Source organism: Megasphaera sp. AM44-1BH, assembly GCF_003467125.1.
Classification (GTDB): Bacteria; Bacillota; Negativicutes; order Veillonellales; family Megasphaeraceae; genus Megasphaera.
This window is the reverse complement of the sequence record NZ_QSFA01000003.1, coordinates 106,419-127,762: the sequence shown is the minus strand read 5'-3', so window position 1 is coordinate 127,762 and position 21,344 is coordinate 106,419. Positions and strand designations below refer to the sequence as shown.

Below are 21,344 nucleotides of genomic sequence, written 5' to 3'. Positions count from 1 at the left end.
AAAGGGGCGGGAAAAATGAGAGAACGTGTTGAGTTTCATGGTGGATATATAGGTGCCTGGTTGCCAATTTTATTTATGCTTGCAGGTATGTTTGTAAATACTTTTCTCAAAGGTGGTTTTTCCCGCCTTTTAATGATTACATTCGCTGCGATTGCTTTAGGTTTTTTTCTTTCCAAAGATAAAAAACATTTTGGTGATATTACTATTACAGGGTTACAAAATTCCTTACTGGCTACTATTATTGTAGCGTATATTCTGGCTAGTCTATTGGCACAATTGCTACGTCAAAGTGGATTGATTGATACGCTGATTTATTCCATCTCTGCCGTTGGTTTACATGCAGGGCTTGTGCCACTTATAGCTTTTTTCATTTGTGTCTTGATTTCGACATCATGTGGCACTTCTACAGGTTCTATTGCTGCTGTAGCACCGGTATTCTTACCACTAGCTGCAGGTCTTAATATCGACATGGGACTTATGTGTGGTGCTATCATCAGCGGTGCTATTTTTGGTGATAATCTGGCGCCAATTTCTGATACGACAATTTCTTCAGCTGTTACCCAGGAAGCTGAAATTAGTGATGTTGTGCGTACGCGATTTCCGTATGCTGCGATATCAGCGATTATTTCAGCTGTTTTATTTGTCATTGTAGGTTTGCAGATTACATCCAGCATGCCGCCAGAAATTACGGTTAAATCAGTAACTATACCCTCTTTAATTTTATTATTACTGCCACTAATGATGGTCTTAATGATGCGTAAGGGCTGGGACCTTATGTCAACACTTATCGTTTGTAATATATCTGGTATTATACTTGACTGGGGATTAGGATGTATCCCGGCTGAAATATTGTTTGGTGCCAAGGGGCCTATCGCTTCTGGTTTGACTGGTATGTTACCACTGGTTTTATATGTTATGATGTTGTTCATGATTATTCAGATGTTGAAATGCAGTGGTGCTTTCGAACAACTGGCGAAAGGAATGATGACATTCTGTACATCATTTCTTTCAGGAGAACTTGTTTGTTACGCCTGCTCTGTATTAGGTTCTATTATGACTGGTGGCAGTGGCATTGCTATTATTTTCTTTGGTCCCTTTGTCCGGACTATTACCAGAACAATGGGAATTGACCGGTGCCGCGGTGCAAATATACTGGATGGAGTAGCTTGTGGCACGACAGGACTTATGCCTCATGGTAATCCCATGCTTATTTCTGTTGGGCTGGCGATAGCGATTCCAGGTGTTGATCCTGATTTCTCGTTTCTTAACATTGTCCCATATGCATTCCATTGTTGGGGGCTTATTTTGATTTTTCTGCTTAGTATACTTTCTGGAATTGGTAGAAAATTAGTAACTCCGGAACCGTTGGAAGAGAATTCCTAGATTTCCCTAAAGGATTTTTTTCTCATGCTGGCGAAATCATACATAGTAAACTTTTTTACTATTATACATGAGGGAGGAAAATAGGATGGGTGAGTTTACTGGAAAGATTGTTGTGGTTACTGGTGGCAGCAAGGGAATTGGTGAATCGATTGTACGCCGTTTTTGTGAAGCGGGAGCGCATTGTGTCATTGTCAGCCGTCATCTCGATGAATGCCAGGCTCTGGCAGATGAGTTGAAGGCGGCTGGTATGACGGCCAGTGCTTTTGCTTGTGATGTCAGCAAGGTGGCGCAGATTAAAAATCTGGTGGCTGATACGGTGAAGCAGTTTGGCCGTATTGATGTATTGGTTAATTCGGCCGGCGTGGTACGGCGAAAATATGCTGTGGAGTATACGGAAGAAGATTGGGATTTCATCATGGATATCAATCTGAAAGGTGCTTATTTCTGCAGTGTCGAAGTAGGTAAGCAGATGATTCAGCAGAAATCAGGTGCTATTGTCAGCCTGGCATCGCTCCAGAATCATATCAATACAAAACGCAGTTCTATTTACGGATGCAGCAAGGCCGGAATCCGGAATTTTACCAGAGGTCTTGCCAATGAATGGGCAGACTATGGCATCCGCGTCAATTGTGTTTCACCGGGATTCATTGTGACGCCTCTTACCGAAAATATTATGGATAATCCGGCATATACTGATATGATTACGTCCCGTACACCTTTGGGACGGGCGGGTAAACCGGACGAAGTTGCCGACGCCGTTTTGTTCCTGGCTTCATCAAAAGCCAGCTACATCACTGGTGCCGATCTATGCATCGATGGCGGATGGACTGCCAGTTGATGCTTGTAAGTATTCTTTGAGCAGGAAAGTACAGAAATAAGGAAAGGTCAAAATTTGTTCTGTGCAGCCGATGTTTCCGCGAATCAATTTTATACCAAACCGGATATCGGGATATGTTCTGCTGTTGATCAGGGTATGCAGTGATTTTGATTTGTTATTGGTTGATTTCACTTCTATGGGGACAAGACTGGTTTTGGTTCGAACGAAGAAATCTTCTTCCAGTGTGGCGTTCTCTTTTTTGTAATAATACAGATCGTAGCCGGATTTTACCAAAGCTTCGGCTACGATATTTTCATATAAAGCGCCTTTATACACTCCCAGGTTTTTATTTACCCTCAAATCATCCTGTGCTTCTTCATCCAGCATGGCTACGAGCAGACCAGTATCTTTCATATAAATTTTGTATTTTGTACTTTCATAATTACCTTTTAATGGCAATTCTGGAAAGGATAAGCAGTAGCATATATTTATAATGCCAGCGTCGTGCAGCCATTCTATGCATCCTCTATAGTCCTTAAAACGGGCGTTGGGAGCTACTTTGGAAATTTGAAATTTTTTGTTATCCTTGGCCAATTGGATGGGTATATGTTCGAAAACGTTTAAAATCCTGGTCTGATCTACTCCGCTGGCATATTTGCGTACATCTTCCTTATAATCGGCTAATAATTGCCTTTGTGTATTCAAGGATCCTTCAAATGTCTGGTTTGCAATGTAATCCCGTACGACAGATGGCATACCGCCAAGGAGGCAGAAATCCATGAAGAGAGAAAAGAATGTAGACAGGATTCCCGGACTGAATGGGGTCTGCGTGATCATGTGGTCGAGTAGTATGCTGCGGATAGAATAATCATAACCGCGGGCCCAGAGGAATTCTTCGAAATCCATAGATTGCATTTCGTAATCTGTTTTGTATCCGACACTGTTATTTTCAATTTTTTTGTATTGTATTCCAAACATGGAGCCACTGCAGATTACGTCGAACCTGTTATCTATCTTAAAAAACTTTAGGGAAGTCGCGATGTCTGGAAATTCCTGTAACTCATCAAAAATGATGACCGTATTGCCGGGAATAAATCGTTTGGACGGGTCTAAAAGGGAAATCATTTTGATGATTTCTTTTACGCTATAGCCATTTTCCGTTATGGTTTTATATTTCGGTTCTTCTACGAAATTGATATAAATAATGTTGGCATATTGTTGGTGGGCAAACCGAAGGATGGATTCTGTTTTTCCTACTTGTCGGGCTCCCTTGACAATAAGAGGGCTTTTGTTTTTAGTTTCCTTCCAATGTATTAGAAAGGTATCAATTTTACGTTCCAAATATAACATAGACCGGCCTCCTTTCGGTATTCCTACTGTGTATTATACCGATATTCTGCAATGACTGCAACAAAACATGAGCGAATATCAGACGATTTCACACATTTTATGAGCGAATATCGGGACTGATAAACACATTTTATGAGGGAATATTGAGGCTGGTACACACATTTCATGAGGGAATGAGAAAAACACGCAGCAAAACAGGCGAATACAGAGTCTGTTTTTGCTGCGTGTTTTCCCTTTTGGTATCCATCTGGAATGAATCAGTTTATGAATCGGATGCAAATCAATACAGGATATCCAGCTGATAGGGTGGTTTCTTTTCCAGTTCGGCATGAAGACAGGTGAGGAAGGCCTGGGTGCTCTTCATGGTCCGGGCTGCCTGGGTAGCGACACAGTAGGTGACGCGTTTGGGGATTTTGAATTCGGTCCGGCATATTTTGATAGAAGCGTTATCGGCAATTCCTTCGGCGACGCTCAGTGGGACGATAGCCCAGCAGTCATGCTGGGATGTGAAGACCCGGAAGTTGCTCATGATTTCCAGATGGACGAGCGGACGCGTATCCGGTCCGAACATATTCTGGTGCCACTCGTACTGGGTATCGCTCCATTTGGTAAAGATTTCCCTGTCCAGTAACAGTTCTTCCCGGTTTACCAGTTCAGGATACGCCGAATCAGTTGAGCAGATCAGCACCATGGGTTCACTGAAAACAGGAAAGATATGCAGTGTTTCCGAAGCCTGGATATCGCTGTGGAACATGAGGTCCACCAGGCCGTTGTTCATTTTCTTATTGGCAAGGGCGGGAACATTATCGGCCTCCTGGATTTCCAGACGGTATTGGGGGTATTGGCTGAGAAAGTGTTTATAGACGGGCGGAAACAGGAACGTCCCGATGCTGTTGACGACAGAAATGCGCAGTTGTTCCGGCCCCTTGCTATGAGAGACAGCCAGCATCTGTCGGGTCAGTTCTCGGTATTGGCAGGCATATTCGTAAAATTTCGCTCCTTCCGCTGTCAGTTCCAGTGAACGGGCGCCATTGCGGCGGGCGACGAGCTGACAGCCGATTTCTTGTTCCAGCTTTTTCAGACGCGTACTCAGTGATGACTGGCTGATATATAACGCTTCAGCCGCTTTAGAAATACTTTTGTGCCAGCAAATAGTCAGAAACGTTTCAATTTCCAGATTCGTCATGATGACAGTCCCCCTATGATACGGAAAATGTACGTAACTAGTATAGTCGTCTATGGATGTGCTGACAAATCATCTGAACTTAAAAATGTTTAAACTGTTATACAAATTTTATGGAAAAAAGACAAAAAAATGAAAAATTATATGTAAAGATCGTGATTCAAGAAAGAATACAGGATAAGGAACAGAGTTTCTCTTAATATATCCTATTTTTATGAAAAAAGATAGAGATTATTTATCATTTCTTTGAATTAAATATTGAATGGAATAGATATTATTATTTTGTTATTTATTTTTTACAAGTTGCCCATCATCATTTTTTTCTGTTAACCTTACCAGATAGGACCTATTTTACTTAATTATAGCGGATACCTTAAAAAGACTACATTCAGTATCTCTCATTGCGGTCATAAACTTTTTTATACCTAATATTCTTAAGATGCAACTGAATATCTAGTTTTGGTAATGTTTTTTTGCGAAATTTTGAATTTTACAATGACGAGTATTGTCTGTACAATGTAGACAGATGTTTATTCGGAAAATAAATATAGATTCTGTACGATGTATTTGGAAGTAAAGAGCGCGATGATTTCTGACTTCCCCATCATAGCAGCTCTTAGTGATATTATCCTTACAATTTTTCAGAGGGAAGTTACTCATTTTGTGGGGGTGTAATGCATATGGAATTTTTTGGTATGATTGTAAAAGGAATGATGGCCTACGCTGATTTTGTCTGGGGCTGGCCACTGCTCATCGGTACGTCTTTTGTGGCTGTTTTTATGTCAGTCCGGCTGGGATTCTTCCAGTTTACGTATTTCGGCCATGTCATGAAAAATACCTTTGGTAAAATTTTTGACAAAGGATCTGGCGACGGCAATATCAAGCCGTTCAAAGCGGCCTGTACGGCATTGGCATCGACACTGGGTGTCGGCAATATCGCCGGTGTATCGGTTGCCATTGCTACTGGCGGCCCTGGCGCTGTTTTCTGGATGTGGTTCATCGCTATGCTGGGTCTGATCGTCAAATTCTCGGAAGTTACCCTGGGCCTTGCCTACCGTGAAAAAGATCCTGTAAGCGGCGTCTGGCACGGCGGTTTCCCCTGGTATGTCAAGAATGCTCTCGGTAAGAACTGGCGCTGGCTGTCTGTTCTCTGGGCCGTCGTCATGGCGGCGGGCATGATGTTTGCTCCGTCTATTCAGGCAGCTGAAATCTCCAATGCCATCAATACGGCTTTTGCCATCAATCCTTATGTCGTTGGTATAACCGTCGCCGTCCTCATGGCAGCCGTTCTTTTGGGCGGTCTCAAGAGTATTTCCAATTTTGCCAATCTCGTCGTTCCTTTTATGGCTGTCATCTACATCATCGGCGCTATCTTCGTTATGATTACCAATGCCAGCATGATTCCTCAGGCTTTTGCCATGATTTTTGAAGATGCCTTCACCGGTACGGCTGCTTCGGGCGGTTTTGCCGGAAGTACGGTCATGCTGGCCGTCCGCTGGGGCCTGGCCCGTGGTATTTATTCTAACGAAGCCGGTACGGGTACGGCGCCTCTGGCTCATTCCTCGGCATCGGTCAACCATCCGGTCAAGCAGGGACTGTGGGGGATTTTTGAAGTGTTCTTCGATACCATCGTCGTCTGCACTATGACGGCTATGGTCGTTATGACATCGGGCCTGTGGAATACAGGGATTTCCGGCGCTGCCCTTACGACAGCCGGTTTCTCTACGGCTTTTGGCAGCGTGGCTGCTGGTGCCGTATTTATTTCCATTATCATTACCTTCTTTGCCTTTACAACGTGCGTCGTCAATATTTATTACGGTGGCATCTGCCTCAATTCACTGGGTCTGGAAGGCATATGGATCAAGATTTATTATGCTATCGGTTGTGCCTGGGCCGTCGTCGGAGCTATCGGCGCAGCAAAGACCCTGTGGTCTACCTTCGATTTCTTCTACGGAACCTGCGTCATCTGCAACCTCATTGTCGTATTCCTTCTGAGCGGTAAAGTCAAGATTCTGGTGGACGATTACAAACAGCGCCTTAAAGATGGGAACTGGGATGCATCGGCTGCCGACTGCGTAGCACGCCTGGGAATCTGGCGGGATGAAGTGACACTGGCAGCAGAAAAAGAAGCAGAAAACAAATAACGTTCATAACTTAACATTTTTAACGGGCACAGCTGTTATTGCGGTGCTCGTTAAATTTAACCCAAAATCAGGGAAATATTGAATTGATTTTAGGTATATTATTAATTTTTTAAATGTTTATCATGTATTGTCAGGGGGTAATTCATATGAAACCATTAGCTAAACGTATTTCCAGTGTAACTGGATCGGCTATCCGTCGTATGGTCGGCAAGTCTTACGGGCTTGACAATGTCATCAGTTTTGCCTTTGGAGAACCGGATTTTGTAACGCCGCAGCACATCATCCAGGCTGGTATCAAGGCTATGGAGGAAGGCCGGACCTTTTATACTCCCAATGCGGGGATTCCTGAACTAAGGGATGCCATTGCGGCATCGTACGGGCCGCGGGGCATGCAGTACGGCCGGGATAATGTCATTGTTACCGTAGGCGGCTGTGAAGCCCTGCTGCTATCGGTGCTGACGCTCCTGGATCCGGGAGACGAAGTCATTATTTCCAATCCCTACTGGGCAAACTACAACGGATTTGTATCGGAAATGTATGCCATTCCCGTATTGGTCGATGTATATGAAAAAAATGATTTCATGTTTGACCCAGCCGATATCGAAAAGGCGATTACCCCCAGGACGAAAGCTATCCTCATGAATTTCCCTTCTAATCCGACAGGCGGGCTGGCTACACGGGAAAATCTGGAAGCCATTGCACGGCTGGCGATACAGCATGACCTGTATGTCATTACCGATGAAATGTACCGCCGCCTGATTTATACGGACGAAACATTTGTATCCATAGCAGAAATCCCGGGGATGAAAGAACGGACTATCATCGTCGATGGCTTCTCCAAGGCCTATGCCATGACGGGCTGGCGTGTCGGTTTTGCCATAGCCAATGAAGAAATCATCAAGGGCATGACGAAGATGCAGGAAAATGCCGTATCCAGCGTCTTTGAACCGGTACAGCGGGCGGCTCTGGCAGCACTGAAAGGAAGCCAGCAGCCGGTGGCAGATATGCTGGAACATTACCGGGCGCGGCGGCAGCTGATGCTGGAAGGCCTGAATACGATGATGCATGGCAAGATTACCTGCCGGGAACCGAAAGGAGCTTTCTATATGTTCCCCAATATTACCGGCACGGGGCTTTCGTCGGAAGAATTCAGCAACCGCCTCCTCGATGAAAAACACGTCGTCACCGTCCCCGGCACGGGGTTTGGCAGCAATGGCGAAGGATTCATCCGCCTGTCCTATGCGACGAGCGAAGCCAACATCCGGGAAGGATTGAAGCGGATACAGGAATTCGTTGAAGCTCTGTAAGGAAATTTGTCAGGCATCAGGACTTGTTTCTTATATACGAAGAGACAGCCACGACATGACATGTGAAGTCATGGGGGCTGTCTCTTTTTTCAGTGCGGTTCAGATGGAAAGATTATGATTCCTCATTTTTACCGACACCATTGAATATGATATTGAGAACGACGGCTGTAATGCTGCCCAGGGTGATGCCGCTGTGAAGGACAATCTGGGACCAGGCCGGAAAGGCATGGAAGAAATTGGGCACCGTGAGGGTAATCATGCTGACGCCGATGCTGATAGCGACGAGCATCAGATTGGACGTACCTTCAAATTTTACTTTCGACAGGGAACGGACGCCACTGGCGATGATCATGCCGAACATGGCGATACCGGCACCACCCAGTACGGAGTTGGGAATGCAGGCGACGACAGCTGCCATTTTGGGCAACAGGCCCAGCCCGATGAGGATGATACCGGAAGCGGTGACGACGAACCGGCTTTTGACACGGGTCAGGGCAATGAGGCCCACATTCTGGGCGAATGCCGTATAGGGAAAGCTGTTGAAAATACCACCGATGACCGTGGACAGGCCGTCTGCGCGGAGACAGCGTGCCAGATCTTTGCGGCCGATAGGCTTATCAACGATTTCTCCGATTGCGATACAGTCTCCCGTCGTTTCGACCATGGTGACGAACATGACGACGATCATCGATAGAATAGAGCCGATATCGAAGGCGGGGAAGCCGAATGAGAAGGGCGTGACGATACCAACCCAGCCAGCGCGGCCGACTTCAGCAAAATTCGTCTGGCCCAAAACCGTAGCAATGATCGTACCGCCAATCAGACCGAGAAGGACGGCGATGTTACTGACGAATCCTCTGCCGTAACGGTAGAGGACGATAACGATAGAAAGGGTGACAAAGGCCAGAAAGAGATTCATAGGACCGGCAAAGGCGGGGTCACTGGTGCTGCCACCGCCTCCAATCCAGATGACGGATACGGGCAGGAGGGTAATCCCGATGATCATGATGATCGTACCGGTCACGACGGGAGGAAAGAAGCGGATGAAGCGGCTGAAGAACGGGGCAATGAGAAAGGTCACCAGACCGGCGGCGATAATGGCACCGTACATGACCGGCAGCCCATGCTGAACACCGATAAGACACATGGGAGTGACGGCGGCGAAGGTAACGCCCTGAATCATAGGGATGCGGGCGCCTACTTTCCAGAAGCCCAGTGTCTGGATGATGGTGGCAATGCCGCAGGTAAATAAATCGGCATTAATCAGGTGGATTAGCTGTTCCGGCGGCAGGTGCATGGCCTGTGCCAGGATAATCGGTACGGCAACGGCGCCGGAATACATGGCCAGGACATGCTGGAGACCGAAGGCAAAGAGCTTGCCGTATGGCAGCATTTCGTCTACAGGATGAACGGCGGCAGAAGGAGAATGAGAGTCCATGATTTCACCTCGATGGGAATAATAAAAAATGAATAATAAGCATTATAGCATGTTTTTCCTGTTTTGTAGTCTCCAAAATAGAAAAGGCTCAGAAAAATTACCGATGGAATAAGGGGAGGCACTTTTTTTGCAGAAGAACATCTTGTATAATATAACATAGTTATACTATAGTTCAGGGGGCGCGTAAGTGTGACAGCATATGGACAATCAGGGTACGCATCGCGGACGGCTTTATTGTCCAGCCGGGATGTCCGGGTAATGACCCAGGGTATACTGAAAAATATGGATACAGGGCTGCTGACGAGAGAAACGTTGCAAAAGAAAGCGGAAGAACTGCTCGTTTCGGCCGATGATTACTGGATGGCGTATGGATTGGCAGCACTGATCTGCTGGCTGATTGATGACCGGGTGAAAGCGCAGCAGGCTCTGCAACGGGCACTGCAGGCAGACGACCAGAAGACGTCGTTGTTCTTTTTCCTTCTTTCCCTGCGGGAAGAACGGGACCATGCGGCAGATGTCTGGCTGGTACGGTATCTGGGACTGCAGGATGGTTCGTCGCTGGCAGGTCATTTCCAGTACTGTATGGAAGCATATACGGACGGGCTGATGAACATGTCCGGATCGCGTCAGGTGGAAGACTTGCTCGATGGATGGAAAAACGGGCAGTGCCAGGATGCCCGGCTCATACAGCAGCAGATCCAGACCTGGCATGACTGGTTTGATAAGGAACGGAGTTCCATTACTCTGAGTGAAGACGAACAGTTCAAACTGTTAAAAAAGGCTCCCAAGGCCAGCGTAGAAGAATTGCTGCAGGGCGCGCATCTGCCTGGGAAGGCTCTGGATGACCTGCAGAAACTCATAGCCGATGATGAAGCGTCGGTACCCAAAGAACAGGCCAGAAGTGTTTTATTGGAACGATTTATTGAGGCCGACCGTTCCGAAGGAGAGCGGCAACCCGTATATAAGCCGTATATTTCCTGGCTTACGGACTGGTGCCTTGATGACGGAAAAAAGGCGGCTATATCCCTGAGACAGTATGCGATAGCGTCGTCGAAAGACTGGATTCGCAGTGCTGCTGACGATGCGCAGGGGGAAACGGTCCAGAAATTCCCCGATTCCTTTGAATTTTTTTCGAATCTGTCTTATGAAGGACATACAGATAAATTGACCTTCCATTCCATAGACGGGAGAAATGAACGGGATCATCTCTCGGCATTACATACCATTATTGATGCCTGGCAGAAGGAAGAACTCAGCAAGCACCGGCCGGGATGGACCGTGTTTGCCATGCTGTTCTGCATTATCGGTGGCGGAGCTCTTCTGTATTATGGCGGCGGCTGGGTCCTGGATAATCACCCCTTTATGCTGCTGGCAGGGGTGGCCCTGCTCTGCATGGCCTTTGCCGGACCGATAGGCGGCCTGATTGTGACAGCAATCCTGGCGGGGATTACGGCCCTTTTGATGAACGCGATCACGTCAGCTTACGCCAGCCATCAGTATATCTTCATTACTGTCTGCGTATTGATTCTGGCAGGGCTGTCCTTTAAGGTATATTATTCTACTTTTGGCATACGACGGAAACTGGAGAAACAATTCAAACAATACGCATGGGAAGAAGAAAACTGCATCTGCCGCTGCATGGCAGAAACAGCTGATTTCTACGATTACTATACGAAAGGTATGGAACGGCAGCAGGATTTGCATGCATTTCTCGATGGCCTTTCGGCATCGGACTATGTCCGACGCAACCAGACCAGTGCGCGGCGGATCCGCGTATAGGAGGCACTAACTATGGAAACAGGACAAGATATGAGGCGTCCGTCCGGGCGCAGACATATACAGATCAGGCGGCCACAGGAAGAGGCACCACAGCCGGCAGCAGAAACAGCAGAACCGGCGCAGAGCAGGCCGTCAGGGAATAAAACAGTACGTTCCCAGTGTATTACAGGGCTTCCGGACTGGGATCTCCTCCCTCCCCGCGGTGTTGTACGGAGGTATCGGGAATGAGCAGAATACCAGGTATTTATGCAGAATGGATTCCACTTCTGAAGGACTTTGCCGCTGGCCGGGATGATGAGGAAACCATACCGGCTATGCAGCAGGGACGGCTCCATTGGTGTGATATCGTTGCCGGCCGGTTTGCCAGCCGCCTCATGTCAGCGTTCAACGCCCGGTTTGACTATATAGGAGAACGTTTCCGCAAGGCCCAGGACGATGAAATCCCCATAGAACAGGCTTTGAAACAACTGGACCGGGATCTGGATCTGCTGTTTCAGGCAAGCCAGATGCAGTGTCTGCCCAACAAAGAAAAACAGATGCTGCAGGATGAAATCAAAAAAACATGCCAGGCGATGGATGAAGCTCTGGAAGAATCGGCCCGGCAGGATCCGAGCGGTGAACTGGCCCTGCTGTTGCGCCGTCGGAATAAAGGGAGCAGATAGACACCGTGAGTAATAAGATAGAATGCAAAAAGCAATTGAAGCGGTACCTCATTGCCAGAATTCCGCTGATTGTTGTCAATACGATTGAACGCAGCCGTATACTGGGGCTGCTGCAGGATATTGCCGAAGAAATGGTAAAGGATACGATGATTGACGAAGGCAGTTTTTTCGTCCATACCTTTTCCCGCGGGATTTACGATATCCGTACCGGTGATGCTGTCGATGAAGGGGCCGTATCGTTTGTATCGGCCCTTGATTTTGTGGCCGATATGATGCGGACCCAGCACCGGGACAACCAGACTCTGGTGCTGACCGAAGTTTCGGATATCAGCAGTGATACATCCGATGCCCAGCGTCTCCTCGATGTGGTCAATCTGGCGGTCGAACACGGCACCTGCCTGATTGTCCTGACCAATAAGCCCGTCTGGAACACACTGCAGCGCCATGGACTCATCGTCAGCCTGGACCTGCCCGGAGAAGACGAAATGTATGATATCGTCAAACGGTTTATCGACGATTACCGGCAGGAAATGCCCATTGAGTGGGGCGAAGAGGAAATGCGCGACGCGGCGGCAACGCTGGCCGGTGTCACCCAGATTGAAGCAGAAAATGTCATGGCCGCTCTTGTCGCTAATGGAGAAATCCGCAATGAAGACATGGCTGAAGTGCGTTCGGCTAAAAACCGCCTCTTTTCCAATATTTCCGGACTGGAAAAAATCGATGTCGATCCCGACATGAAACACGTAGGAGGCCTGCAGGGCCTGCGCAACTGGCTCGATGAAAAGAAAGCGCTCCTGCGTCCAGAAAAACGGGAACAGATGCGCCAGCTTCATCTGCAGCCGCCACGGGGCATCCTCCTCGTCGGCGTCCCCGGATGCGGCAAATCTATGTCGGCCAAGTCTATTTCGGCGAACTGGCAGCTGCCGTTGTACCGCCTCGATTTCGCTACGGTTCAGGGCAGCTATGTGGGCCAGTCGGAGCAGCAGCTGAAAGATGCGCTTACGACGGCAGAAAATGTATCGCCATGCATCCTCTGGATCGATGAAATCGAAAAAGGCCTTTCCGGTGCCGGCTCATCCAATGATGGAGGCGTATCAACCCGCATGGTAGGGCAGTTCCTGTTCTGGCTGCAGGAATGTAAAAAACAGGTATTTGTCGTAGCTACGGCCAACGATGTTTCTATGCTCCCCAGTGAGTTATTGCGCCGTGGCCGGTTTGATGAACTCTTTTTCGTCGATTTGCCGACAGCGGAAGAACGACGGGAAATCCTGGCCTTGTATTTTTCCAAATATCTCCATGCCCGGTTGGCAGCCGTTCCGGAATTTACAGATAAACTGGTGGAACTGAGCGACGGCTTTACCGGCGCCGATCTGGAATCCACCGTCCGGGAGCTGGCCTATCACCAGCTGGCTGATGAAAATGGAAAACTGAGTGATGACGATGTCATTTCGACTTTTGAAAATGTCGTACCCTTGTCGAAGACCAGCCCGGAAAAAATAGAAGCTATCCGTGACTGGGGCAGGGAACGGGCCGTGCCGGCTTCTGGCCGTCCAATCGGAGAAGAAACACTGCCACAGGCGGACCGTCTCCACGTACGGCGCGTCCTGACACGCCACTAAGGGAGTGATAGAATTGGCACGTTTTATTTTGCGTCCCCGGACGCAGACTGATACGAAAACCGAAAGCCATACGCGGCTTTCGGTGACACCGCGCCGGGCTCAGAGAAGACAACAGATGGATGCAGGAAAACTGGCACTTCTGCTGCGCAGGCCCCGCTCACGGGAATACTGTGACGCCCTGCGCCGGCTCGATGCCGGGGGAGCTCATCTCAGTCCGGAACTGCTCGATAAGCTCATGAAAATCATAGAAGATGAATTTCCGGAAATTGCCATCCGGGGCACACTGATGGGCATCGTATCCCGGTGCTACCTGGGGGATCCCTATGAAGTCCATACGCTGGATATATCAGGGGATATCATCGAACATTACAAGCGGGGCGAATCGCTGCCGGAATATATGGAAAAGGCCAGGGGACTGGCCCTGCACGGCAATTATGCATTCGTCGAAGTCTATGAAAATGCCTGCCGTGCCGTAAGCGAAGACGGATCGGTTGCTGTCATCATGGACGAAGCATAGCTCTGCTTATTTCGCGGATATTACAATGACAAACCGGCTTTTTTCCGTACACGATATGTACAGAAAAAAGCCGGTTCTTTGTTTTTATTGAGTTTTATTGAGTTTCTCCTGTCACCGAAGCCCATTGTTCGTTGATGGCCTGCGCCATAAGCTGTTTGCCCGTACTGTTCAGATGGATGCCATCAATACCCAGAGCGGTCGGTAGCTCCCGATCTTCCGGAATTTTAGCAGCCAGGTCGATATGGGGCTGCTGCCGTATCCAGGCATTGACTTTCTGGAAGCGTTCCTGCCAGTCTTCTGCCGTCGGTTCGTCAAAGGCTTTTTTGATATTGGCCGGATTGATGGGTGGCAGGGTGAGGAAAATGGGCTGAATGCCATGGTCGAGGCATTTTTCTTTAATAGCGGCCAGGTCACTGATGACATCGTCAGCACTGGTCCAGCCGCGAAGGCTGTTGCTGCCGGTCATGATAATTAGATATTTCAGATGGAACGGGAGCACATCCCTTTCAAAGCGTTCCTTCGTCATTTCACTCGTATCGCCGCTTTCCCCCAGATTGATGGTGTCAAAATCGAGGTAGTGCTGGTAACTGAATTCCCAGTCTGACGGAGAATAGGATAAGTCACCGCCACCGTGGGTGATGCTGTCGCCCAGTGTACCTACGGTATAAGGCTTATCCGGATTGATTGTCATTGTCTGGGGCGGGCAGTATACCCCCAGGGGCTGGTCGCCTTTGGTATAAGCGCGGACTCGCCAGTACAAGGGCTGGGTGGACATACGGGGACTGTCATCATACCAGTCGAACCAGTGGGAGGTACCACGGCCCATGACCAGATCGTCCGGGGCATCCTGATCCGGTGAGACATCGGGGCTGGTGAGGATTTCTACTTTATAGGATGCGGCTCCGGTGACGGGAACCCAGTTATATACGGGGTAGAGGAGAGTCGTACCATTTCCTGTATTGAATTTGCTGAGCGGATGAGGGTAAAGCGGGACCTGCTGCTGCGGGTCCACGTACATCGGTTCTTCCGGTGAATAGGCCGTAATGGGATTATAATCGAAATCGAGAGCCCGGACCCGCCATGTTGCTGTACCTTTCGGCGTATTGGCCGGGAGGACGGCGTTGTACCCGGGGACGAAAATATGACGGATCGTCTGGGACGGCATCTGAGGAGGCGTGATTTCTACTTCGTAGGATACGGCTCCTTTTACCTTATCCCAGCGCAGGACCGGACGCAGTGAAGCCGGCTGTTCTTCTGTGTAATGAGAAATAATATGTGGCGGTTCCTGGTCGTACAATTCCCGGATCTGGTCGAGTGGGATGCCCTGCACCATGGGAAGTTCAGACGCAGCCGCTTTGGCATGGGCAGCAGTCCGCGTGGCATGGGACGCATTGACAGGAGCTGCCGGCGTGCGGGCCAGCACAGGAACGCAGGAAAGAGCAATCAGGACAGATAAAGACAATGTGCGGAATACAGACATAACGATACCTCTTTTATATACTAATCTTCGTTCTTTTCTTCCCGGACATAAACGACACGCTGCGGGAAAGGAATATCAATGCCGGCTTCATCGAAGGCATCTTTGACGCGGGACATAGTATCATAGAATACAGGCAGATAGTCGGCATTGGCGACCTTGGGAAAGGCAGCGATGCGTACGGAATTATCGGCGAACTCTTTGATGCCGATTTCCATCGTGTCAGCGTTCAAAATCCGCTTGTCTGAGTGGAATATATCCTTCAGGATGGCGATTGCCTTGTGGTGGTCGTTGTCGTAGCCGATATCGAAAAGAAATGAAATGTACCGTTCATCCTGGTAAGAACTATTGATGACCTGATTGGATGTGATGATAGAATTGGGGATGAATACGGTTTTGTTGTCTTTCGTGATAACGGCAGTATTCAACATCTGGATTCCCTTGATACTGCCTTCGACGCCACCAATCGATACCCAGTCACCGGCTTTGAATGGCTTGAAAATCAGGATGAGCAGACCAGAAGCAAAATTGGACAGATTGCTCTGCAATGCCAGACCGACAGCCAGACCGAAGGCACCAAATGCGGCCAGAAACGAATTAGTCGGGATTCCCGCTTTATTGAGAGCCGAGAGGATGACCAGGGCCATGATGGCATAATAAATCATCTGGCTGACAAAGGTGATGACTGTATGATCGTAATTGGCATGGGTCATCATGCGGATGGCTACGTTTTTGAATCCCTTGGCGATATAACGGCCGACAATAAAGATGATGATGGCATAAATGACATCGGGACCGTGGTTCAATAAAAATTCTTTTAACTGATCCAGGGCGGAGACGCTCTGGGTGACCTGGTTTTGCACATCTGCCTTTACAGCAGAGGCTGCAGTCTGGGCTGTATCAGCAGTATTTGCGGCTAAACTCATAGTAATGGCTCCTTTCTGTCATGGAAAAATATGGCAGATATCCTTATTGTAGACGTTTTGCCTTCCCTTGTACAGATGGGCACGAAAAAAGACGCCAGCAGTAGTACTGAACTGGCGCCCTTTTATAATCTGATTTATTTCTTATCTATTCAATGCAGCTTCTGTAATCATTTTGCCATAGGCTGTGTAATTGTATACGACCTGGCTGCTGAAATTTTCGTTCGTAGCATTGCCATAATTGGCGAAAGCCGTACCAGCAACGGCGGCAACAGCGATGATGCAGGCAATAGCACAGATTTTTACGCTTTTCATGATGAATTAGCTCCTTTATAAATACAATAACCCTTTGAGTGACTGTATTGTACAATACTTTTTCATAAAAAGAAAATATAAGATAGCTATAATTTGCATAGCCGCTGTGCATGATATTGCCCGGCTGCAGAGCCATCTCCCCGTGCGTTTCAATCAAAAAAAGCTGCCTGGGAGCAGCTTTTTTGGGGTCATGCACGGATTCTTAGTAGAGGCTGGTGTGATGAGTGCTCTGGGCATATGAGTTGGCAAAGCCGTTGGTGACAACGGGCGAAGCCTGATGAACCGCTGCCTTGGCAGCCTGGGTGCTGGCAGTAGCCTGTACATTGCCATTGGCAAAAGCGAATCCAGCGGCGATAACGAGAGCTAATACGGCGATGCTATGTGTCCATTTTACGTTTTTCATAGTTGGTTACCTCTTTCTTATTGGGAATTTCTACAGGCACATCTCTTGTGTGCAAGACATATGATACAGTATGAACAGAAAAAAATAAAGATAGAAATCCTCATAGCATCCGATACAGTTATTCATATCAGAAAATTTTTAATAAAAGATCAAAAACAAATGACAAAATGGCATGTTAGAACAGAGAACAAAATAAGAATACATGCAAATTACTATTAATATCAGTAAAAAGATATGTTATAGTAATATAGGCGCTGAATGAAGATATAAAAAACAGCTCCTGCCTTTTGACAGAAGCTGCATATTTATTCCTATGGTGGGATTAGGGGGACTCGAACCCTCGACCTCTACGATGTGAGCGTAGCGCTCTAACCAGCTGAGCTATAATCCCGCGAGACATAGTTATATTATAATCGTTTACCATTATTTTTCAAGTCTCACCGGGAAAAAAATAAAGGCTGGTCCATATATAGCCAGTGATTGGCTGGCTATGGTATACTTTGAATATCATACAAATTGTAATTTGCATAATTCAGAGGAGATGAGGCATGTGGGAAGATGGTCCGTCACGATGACGGTGATGGCGGTAGCGTTGTCGCTGTATACGGGAAACCTGTGCGCTGCTGCAGAGGCAGGACCGGCGGTAGATGCGAAGGTTACAGGGCAGCCTGTCAGCATGAGAGTGTCCGGGATGGCAAAAAGACAGTCTGGCAGAATGATGGAAAAAGGTGTCCGCCCGGGAGACCGGATGCCGCCAGTAGTACTGCACGATATGAAAACACAGGAAGCTACGTCTGCGATCGGACGAAATCACCGGGCTGCACTGCTGTACATGGCCCAGCCCATTTCTCACAGCATCCAGCTGGATAAGAAACTGCAATTTATGCAGGATATGCAGAAGAAATATAAAGGGCGTGCCGATTTCTACATCGTTTTCCCGGCCACACCTAATCAGTCCCGGTTTCAGGAACTGCAGGACTGGGATATTGATTTGCCAAAACTCTATACCGACCAGGACTCATATGGCAAGCTGGGCAATATGGAGCAATTGATTTTTATTGATCGCGACGGCTATGTCCGGTATGCCATGAACACCTGGGGAATAGGAAATCAGGCATTGGAGAATATCCTGAAAGAAGTCATGACGACACCACTTCCAAAGGATGCCGGGGAACGGCAGAGCCGTATGCTGACAGAAGCAGAGCACCGGCAGGAAATGCATAAAGAACTGCATTTGCCCGAAGCCTGGCCGAAAACCGTACAGGTCGCCACTGTCTGGCGGGACGGCATATTGAAAGACCTGACTTACAGGGCAGCCAATGAGGCAGCACAGGATCCGTTACTGCGTCGTCCGGTCATGGAAGCTGCCTGGGCAGACCAGCAGCAGGACTATGTACGGGCGGCGGCAGCCTGTGAGGAAGCGCTGCGGCTGAAACCGGACAATGCCCATCTTCATGCGCTGCGGGCCTATAACTGGCTTTTACAGGGAAATGAACGAAAAGCCTGCGATGAATTAAAACGGGCTGTCTCCCTGTCGCCGCATGACGCAGGACTCTGCTGGAATCTGGCCTTGCTGGAATATAACCAAGGGCGTCCTCTGGAAGCGGCGCACTGGCTGGAACAAGCCGACCGGACGTATATTCCGGCCCGGGAACAAGTATATTATGCAAGCTGGCTATCTATTTACGGCGGAAAACCGGAAGAAGGACTGGCCCGGTATGCAGACTGGCTGGCTAAGGATACGAATCCGGCCAGAGGAAATACGGACTATGCCTTGCTGCTCATACAGGCCGGACGATATGAAGAAGCGGCTTCCTGCCTGGGGAAAGCATTGCAGTATCTGGATACAGAGGGACACGGATCCCTGCAGCAGGCCTTCCGCAGCCAGCTCTATGCCCAGAAAGCCTGGTGTGAATGGAAAAGTCACAAAAACAGGACGGCGCTGGCCGATATTACAAAGGCTCTGGAAGGAGAAAAAAGCCAGTATTGGGCCAATTGGAACGATCTCCGCAACTGGATCCGTCACGATCTGGGCCTGACGGCAGAAAAAAGAGACGGACACAGGAAACATGAGGCCGTTCCCCTTCCGACACTGTCAGAAGACTGGAAAGACTGAACAGGGAAGTTCCCGGCGGATTCAAATTTTGCCTTGACAAGAAAATCAGTAAATGCTATAATCTCCCTTGTAGTCACGACATGGGGGTATAGCTCAGCTGGGAGAGCGCTTGCATGGCATGCAAGAGGTCAGGAGTTCGATCCTCCTTATCTCCACCATAAAGGATACGATAACCACGCGGTTTACGAGCCGCGTGGTTATTTTTTTTGTTTGCGTACGCATAAGGTCGTAGGTGTATGAAAAGGAAAACATGGGGTAAGGATTTGTCTTATGAAGCATTGGTTGCTTCACAAGACAGATTGTACAGAACAAAATCGGTCGTTTTACCCAACAGGATAGCTGGGAACTTTGTCTATCGCTTAGTGTCAGTTCGATAGAAGAGGCTTTGCGAAAGCTGATAGCTTCTGGTAAACTGAAGAGAAAAGGGCTGGGAAAACGTTCCCGTTATTACCGGCTGAAATAATAGTATTCCGGATGGACTGTGGATGAAAAATTCCTAGTTTTACATTTCACATGGTGTAGCGTTTTTTACTTTTTGAACGGGCAAAGCGTTCTAACCGGGATGCTGATTATCCGGATTGCAGGAATTTTCCTATGCTTTGACGAATGTATTTAGAAAGGTGAGCTAATAATGTGTGTTAAGATGATCTGTGACGGGTGTATAGAGGTGAAATCATGAATCGTAAACCGTATAGTGCCGGAGCTGTTAAATTTGCTTTCTGGTTTCCTGAGTTTCGTAAGGAAATCGCTATGCTTTCTGAGGGCCTGAGTTTTGATGAAATCAAGATGGCGTGTCTTGAACAGAATATGTTTAATGCTTCGACGCCGGCCCGGGCCACGATGATATATCAGACAGTGACAGCACGGATCCAGGAGCTGGATGCCAGTATGTACCCGTTATTCCAGCAGTCGGATCTGGCAACACAGAAATTGATCAACCTGACGGCTATCATGATGCATGAAAGCCTCTTTTTTGATTTTATGTATGAAGTGTTCAAAGAAAAAATTCTCATTGGGACCAATGAGCTGAGTGACAAGGATATACGGATTTTTTTCCGCGACAAGCAGCTGCAGGACAGCAAAGCCGCAACCTGGACGGATCAGACGTTGCAACGCCTGGGGAGGACCTATAAAAGTTATATTCTGGAAGCTGGCCTTTCCGACCGGGGCCAGAAGACACGGAAATTATTCAAACCCATCTTGGATCCGGCCTTTGAAGCCTGGCTGGGCCAGCAGCACCTGGAACCGATTATCAAAGCATTGACGGGAGTTTGATCAGCATGGCAGTACAGACAGTATCGCGTGAATATTATAAAAATCGCCGCAGCCTTTCCGAACGGTTTGCCGAGATGGACGAAAAAATCAAAGTTCCCTCCTTCCGGCAGTCTACCGGCAAAGCCAACGAGGTCAACTACTGGGTATTTGACTATCCGCCGGAACAGGAACTGGAAGTCCGCAGTCATATTGAATGGCTGAAGAAACGCAATAGTAAAGGTTTTGATGACTACGAATTAATTATATATGATTTATACGATATCATCATCGACCGATTAACGGAAAAAGGCTATATTGAAAAGACCAAGAAGTTGGAAAGCCGTGGCGGTATCCAGCATGTCGTAACGGCTATACAGCGGATGCTGCGGATTACCGACAAAGATAACTACCTGGTCCGCTATATGGAAGAACATACGCCGGAAAATGCCGTTGTCCTGATTACGGGGATTGGCAAATGCTATCCTATCTTAGAAGCGCCGGAAGTGTTCAATAAAGTGCTTTACAATTTGCCGCAAAAATTTGCCGCCACGCCGGTCATCCTGTTTTATCCGGGAACCTATACGGAACAAGAGCTGGTGGTTTTTAATGAATTTGTGGAAGATAGCTATTACCGGGCATTCCGCATAGCCCGCTAAA

General features: G+C 48.0%; 19 protein-coding genes and 2 tRNA genes. 13 read left to right on the top strand and 8 right to left on the bottom strand.

Going from position 1 to position 21,344, the window contains the following annotated elements; all coding sequences use genetic code 11:
• Positions 1 to 15 precede the first annotated feature (15 nt).
• Complete coding sequence (locus DW949_RS04195) at positions 16 to 1,383, top strand: Na+/H+ antiporter NhaC family protein (protein WP_118021992.1); 1,368 nt, start codon at positions 16 to 18, stop codon at positions 1,381 to 1,383.
• An 85-nt stretch (positions 1,384 to 1,468) separates the two neighbouring features.
• Positions 1,469 to 2,221, top strand: a complete 753-nt coding sequence (locus DW949_RS04190) for an SDR family NAD(P)-dependent oxidoreductase (RefSeq protein WP_158570633.1) — start codon at positions 1,469 to 1,471, stop codon at positions 2,219 to 2,221.
• Here DW949_RS04190 and DW949_RS04185 read toward each other — a convergent pair.
• Both DW949_RS04185 and DW949_RS04180 read right to left on the bottom strand, forming a co-directional pair.
• Positions 2,189 to 3,550, bottom strand: a complete 1,362-nt coding sequence (locus tag DW949_RS04185; protein WP_118021990.1) for an ATP-binding protein — start codon at positions 3,548 to 3,550, stop codon at positions 2,189 to 2,191. The two genes, DW949_RS04190 and DW949_RS04185, sit on opposite strands and share 33 nt — an antisense overlap.
• A 280-nt stretch (positions 3,551 to 3,830) precedes the next feature.
• Positions 3,831 to 4,736 (bottom strand): LysR family transcriptional regulator, encoded by a 906-nt coding sequence (locus tag DW949_RS04180; RefSeq protein WP_118021989.1) that lies wholly within the window; start codon positions 4,734 to 4,736, stop codon positions 3,831 to 3,833.
• 677 nt (positions 4,737 to 5,413) lie between these two features.
• Here DW949_RS04180 and DW949_RS04175 point away from each other — a divergent pair.
• On the top strand, positions 5,414 to 6,877 hold the full coding sequence (locus tag DW949_RS04175; protein ID WP_199595740.1) for a sodium:alanine symporter family protein: 1,464 nt from the start codon (positions 5,414 to 5,416) through the stop codon (positions 6,875 to 6,877).
• Between the two features lie 146 nt (positions 6,878 to 7,023).
• Positions 7,024 to 8,184 carry a pyridoxal phosphate-dependent aminotransferase gene (locus DW949_RS04170; RefSeq protein WP_158570632.1) on the top strand — a complete coding sequence of 387 codons (1,161 nt, stop codon included), beginning with the start codon at positions 7,024 to 7,026 and terminating at the stop codon, positions 8,182 to 8,184.
• Between the two features lie 112 nt (positions 8,185 to 8,296).
• Here DW949_RS04170 and DW949_RS04165 read toward each other — a convergent pair whose 3' ends face one another.
• Positions 8,297 to 9,577 carry a nucleobase:cation symporter-2 family protein gene (locus DW949_RS04165; protein ID WP_118022036.1) on the bottom strand — a complete coding sequence of 427 codons (1,281 nt, stop codon included), beginning with the start codon at positions 9,575 to 9,577 and terminating at the stop codon, positions 8,297 to 8,299.
• A gap of 234 nt (positions 9,578 to 9,811) precedes the next feature.
• Here DW949_RS04165 and DW949_RS04160 point away from each other — a divergent pair, with 234 nt between their 5' ends.
• From DW949_RS04160 to DW949_RS04140, 5 genes are read left to right on the top strand one after another with little or no spacing between them, the layout of a single operon-like run.
• Positions 9,812 to 11,401 carry a hypothetical protein gene (locus DW949_RS04160; protein ID WP_118021987.1) on the top strand — a complete coding sequence of 530 codons (1,590 nt, stop codon included), beginning with the start codon at positions 9,812 to 9,814 and terminating at the stop codon, positions 11,399 to 11,401.
• A 12-nt stretch (positions 11,402 to 11,413) separates the two neighbouring features.
• Positions 11,414 to 11,629, top strand: coding sequence for a hypothetical protein (locus DW949_RS04155; protein WP_118021986.1), 216 nt, complete (start codon positions 11,414 to 11,416; stop codon positions 11,627 to 11,629).
• Positions 11,626 to 12,063 (top strand): hypothetical protein, encoded by a 438-nt coding sequence (locus tag DW949_RS04150; protein WP_118021985.1) that lies wholly within the window; start codon positions 11,626 to 11,628, stop codon positions 12,061 to 12,063. The genes DW949_RS04155 and DW949_RS04150 overlap by 4 nt, the downstream gene beginning before the upstream one ends.
• Positions 12,064 to 12,068: 5 nt before the next feature.
• Positions 12,069 to 13,682 carry an AAA family ATPase gene (locus DW949_RS04145; RefSeq protein ID WP_118021984.1) on the top strand — a complete coding sequence of 538 codons (1,614 nt, stop codon included), beginning with the start codon at positions 12,069 to 12,071 and terminating at the stop codon, positions 13,680 to 13,682.
• 13 nt (positions 13,683 to 13,695) lie between these two features.
• Positions 13,696 to 14,199, top strand: a complete 504-nt coding sequence (locus DW949_RS04140) for a hypothetical protein (protein ID WP_199595738.1) — start codon at positions 13,696 to 13,698, stop codon at positions 14,197 to 14,199.
• Between the two features lie 94 nt (positions 14,200 to 14,293).
• On the opposite strand, the gene DW949_RS04135 is transcribed toward DW949_RS04140, so the two are convergent.
• The 5 genes from DW949_RS04135 to DW949_RS04120 all read right to left on the bottom strand — a co-directional run bounded on the left by DW949_RS04135 (position 14,294) and on the right by DW949_RS04120 (position 17,708).
• Positions 14,294 to 15,679 carry a GDSL-type esterase/lipase family protein gene (locus DW949_RS04135; protein ID WP_118021983.1) on the bottom strand — a complete coding sequence of 462 codons (1,386 nt, stop codon included), beginning with the start codon at positions 15,677 to 15,679 and terminating at the stop codon, positions 14,294 to 14,296.
• 20 nt (positions 15,680 to 15,699) lie between these two features.
• Positions 15,700 to 16,602 (bottom strand): mechanosensitive ion channel family protein, encoded by a 903-nt coding sequence (locus DW949_RS04130; protein ID WP_118021982.1) that lies wholly within the window; start codon positions 16,600 to 16,602, stop codon positions 15,700 to 15,702.
• Positions 16,603 to 16,743: 141 nt separating this feature from the next.
• A complete protein-coding gene (locus DW949_RS13615; RefSeq protein ID WP_158570631.1) occupies positions 16,744 to 16,914 on the bottom strand; it encodes a hypothetical protein in 171 nt (56 codons plus the stop codon).
• A gap of 202 nt (positions 16,915 to 17,116) precedes the next feature.
• Positions 17,117 to 17,317 carry a hypothetical protein gene (locus DW949_RS04125; RefSeq protein ID WP_118021981.1) on the bottom strand — a complete coding sequence of 67 codons (201 nt, stop codon included), beginning with the start codon at positions 17,315 to 17,317 and terminating at the stop codon, positions 17,117 to 17,119.
• A 314-nt stretch (positions 17,318 to 17,631) separates the two neighbouring features.
• Positions 17,632 to 17,708: transfer RNA gene (locus DW949_RS04120), tRNA-Val, on the bottom strand.
• 159 nt (positions 17,709 to 17,867) lie between these two features.
• Between DW949_RS04120 and DW949_RS04115 the strand changes: the two genes are divergently transcribed.
• The 4 genes from DW949_RS04115 to DW949_RS04095 all read left to right on the top strand — a co-directional run bounded on the left by DW949_RS04115 (position 17,868) and on the right by DW949_RS04095 (position 21,343).
• Positions 17,868 to 19,433 carry a tetratricopeptide repeat protein gene (locus DW949_RS04115; protein ID WP_118021980.1) on the top strand — a complete coding sequence of 522 codons (1,566 nt, stop codon included), beginning with the start codon at positions 17,868 to 17,870 and terminating at the stop codon, positions 19,431 to 19,433.
• Between the two features lie 82 nt (positions 19,434 to 19,515).
• Positions 19,516 to 19,591: transfer RNA gene (locus tag DW949_RS04110), tRNA-Ala, on the top strand.
• 517 nt (positions 19,592 to 20,108) lie between these two features.
• Positions 20,109 to 20,708, top strand: coding sequence for a DUF1819 family protein (locus DW949_RS04100; RefSeq protein ID WP_118021979.1), 600 nt, complete (start codon positions 20,109 to 20,111; stop codon positions 20,706 to 20,708).
• Positions 20,709 to 20,713: 5 nt separating this feature from the next.
• Complete coding sequence (locus tag DW949_RS04095; RefSeq protein ID WP_118021978.1) at positions 20,714 to 21,343, top strand: DUF1788 domain-containing protein; 630 nt, start codon at positions 20,714 to 20,716, stop codon at positions 21,341 to 21,343.
• Position 21,344 lies beyond the last annotated feature (1 nt).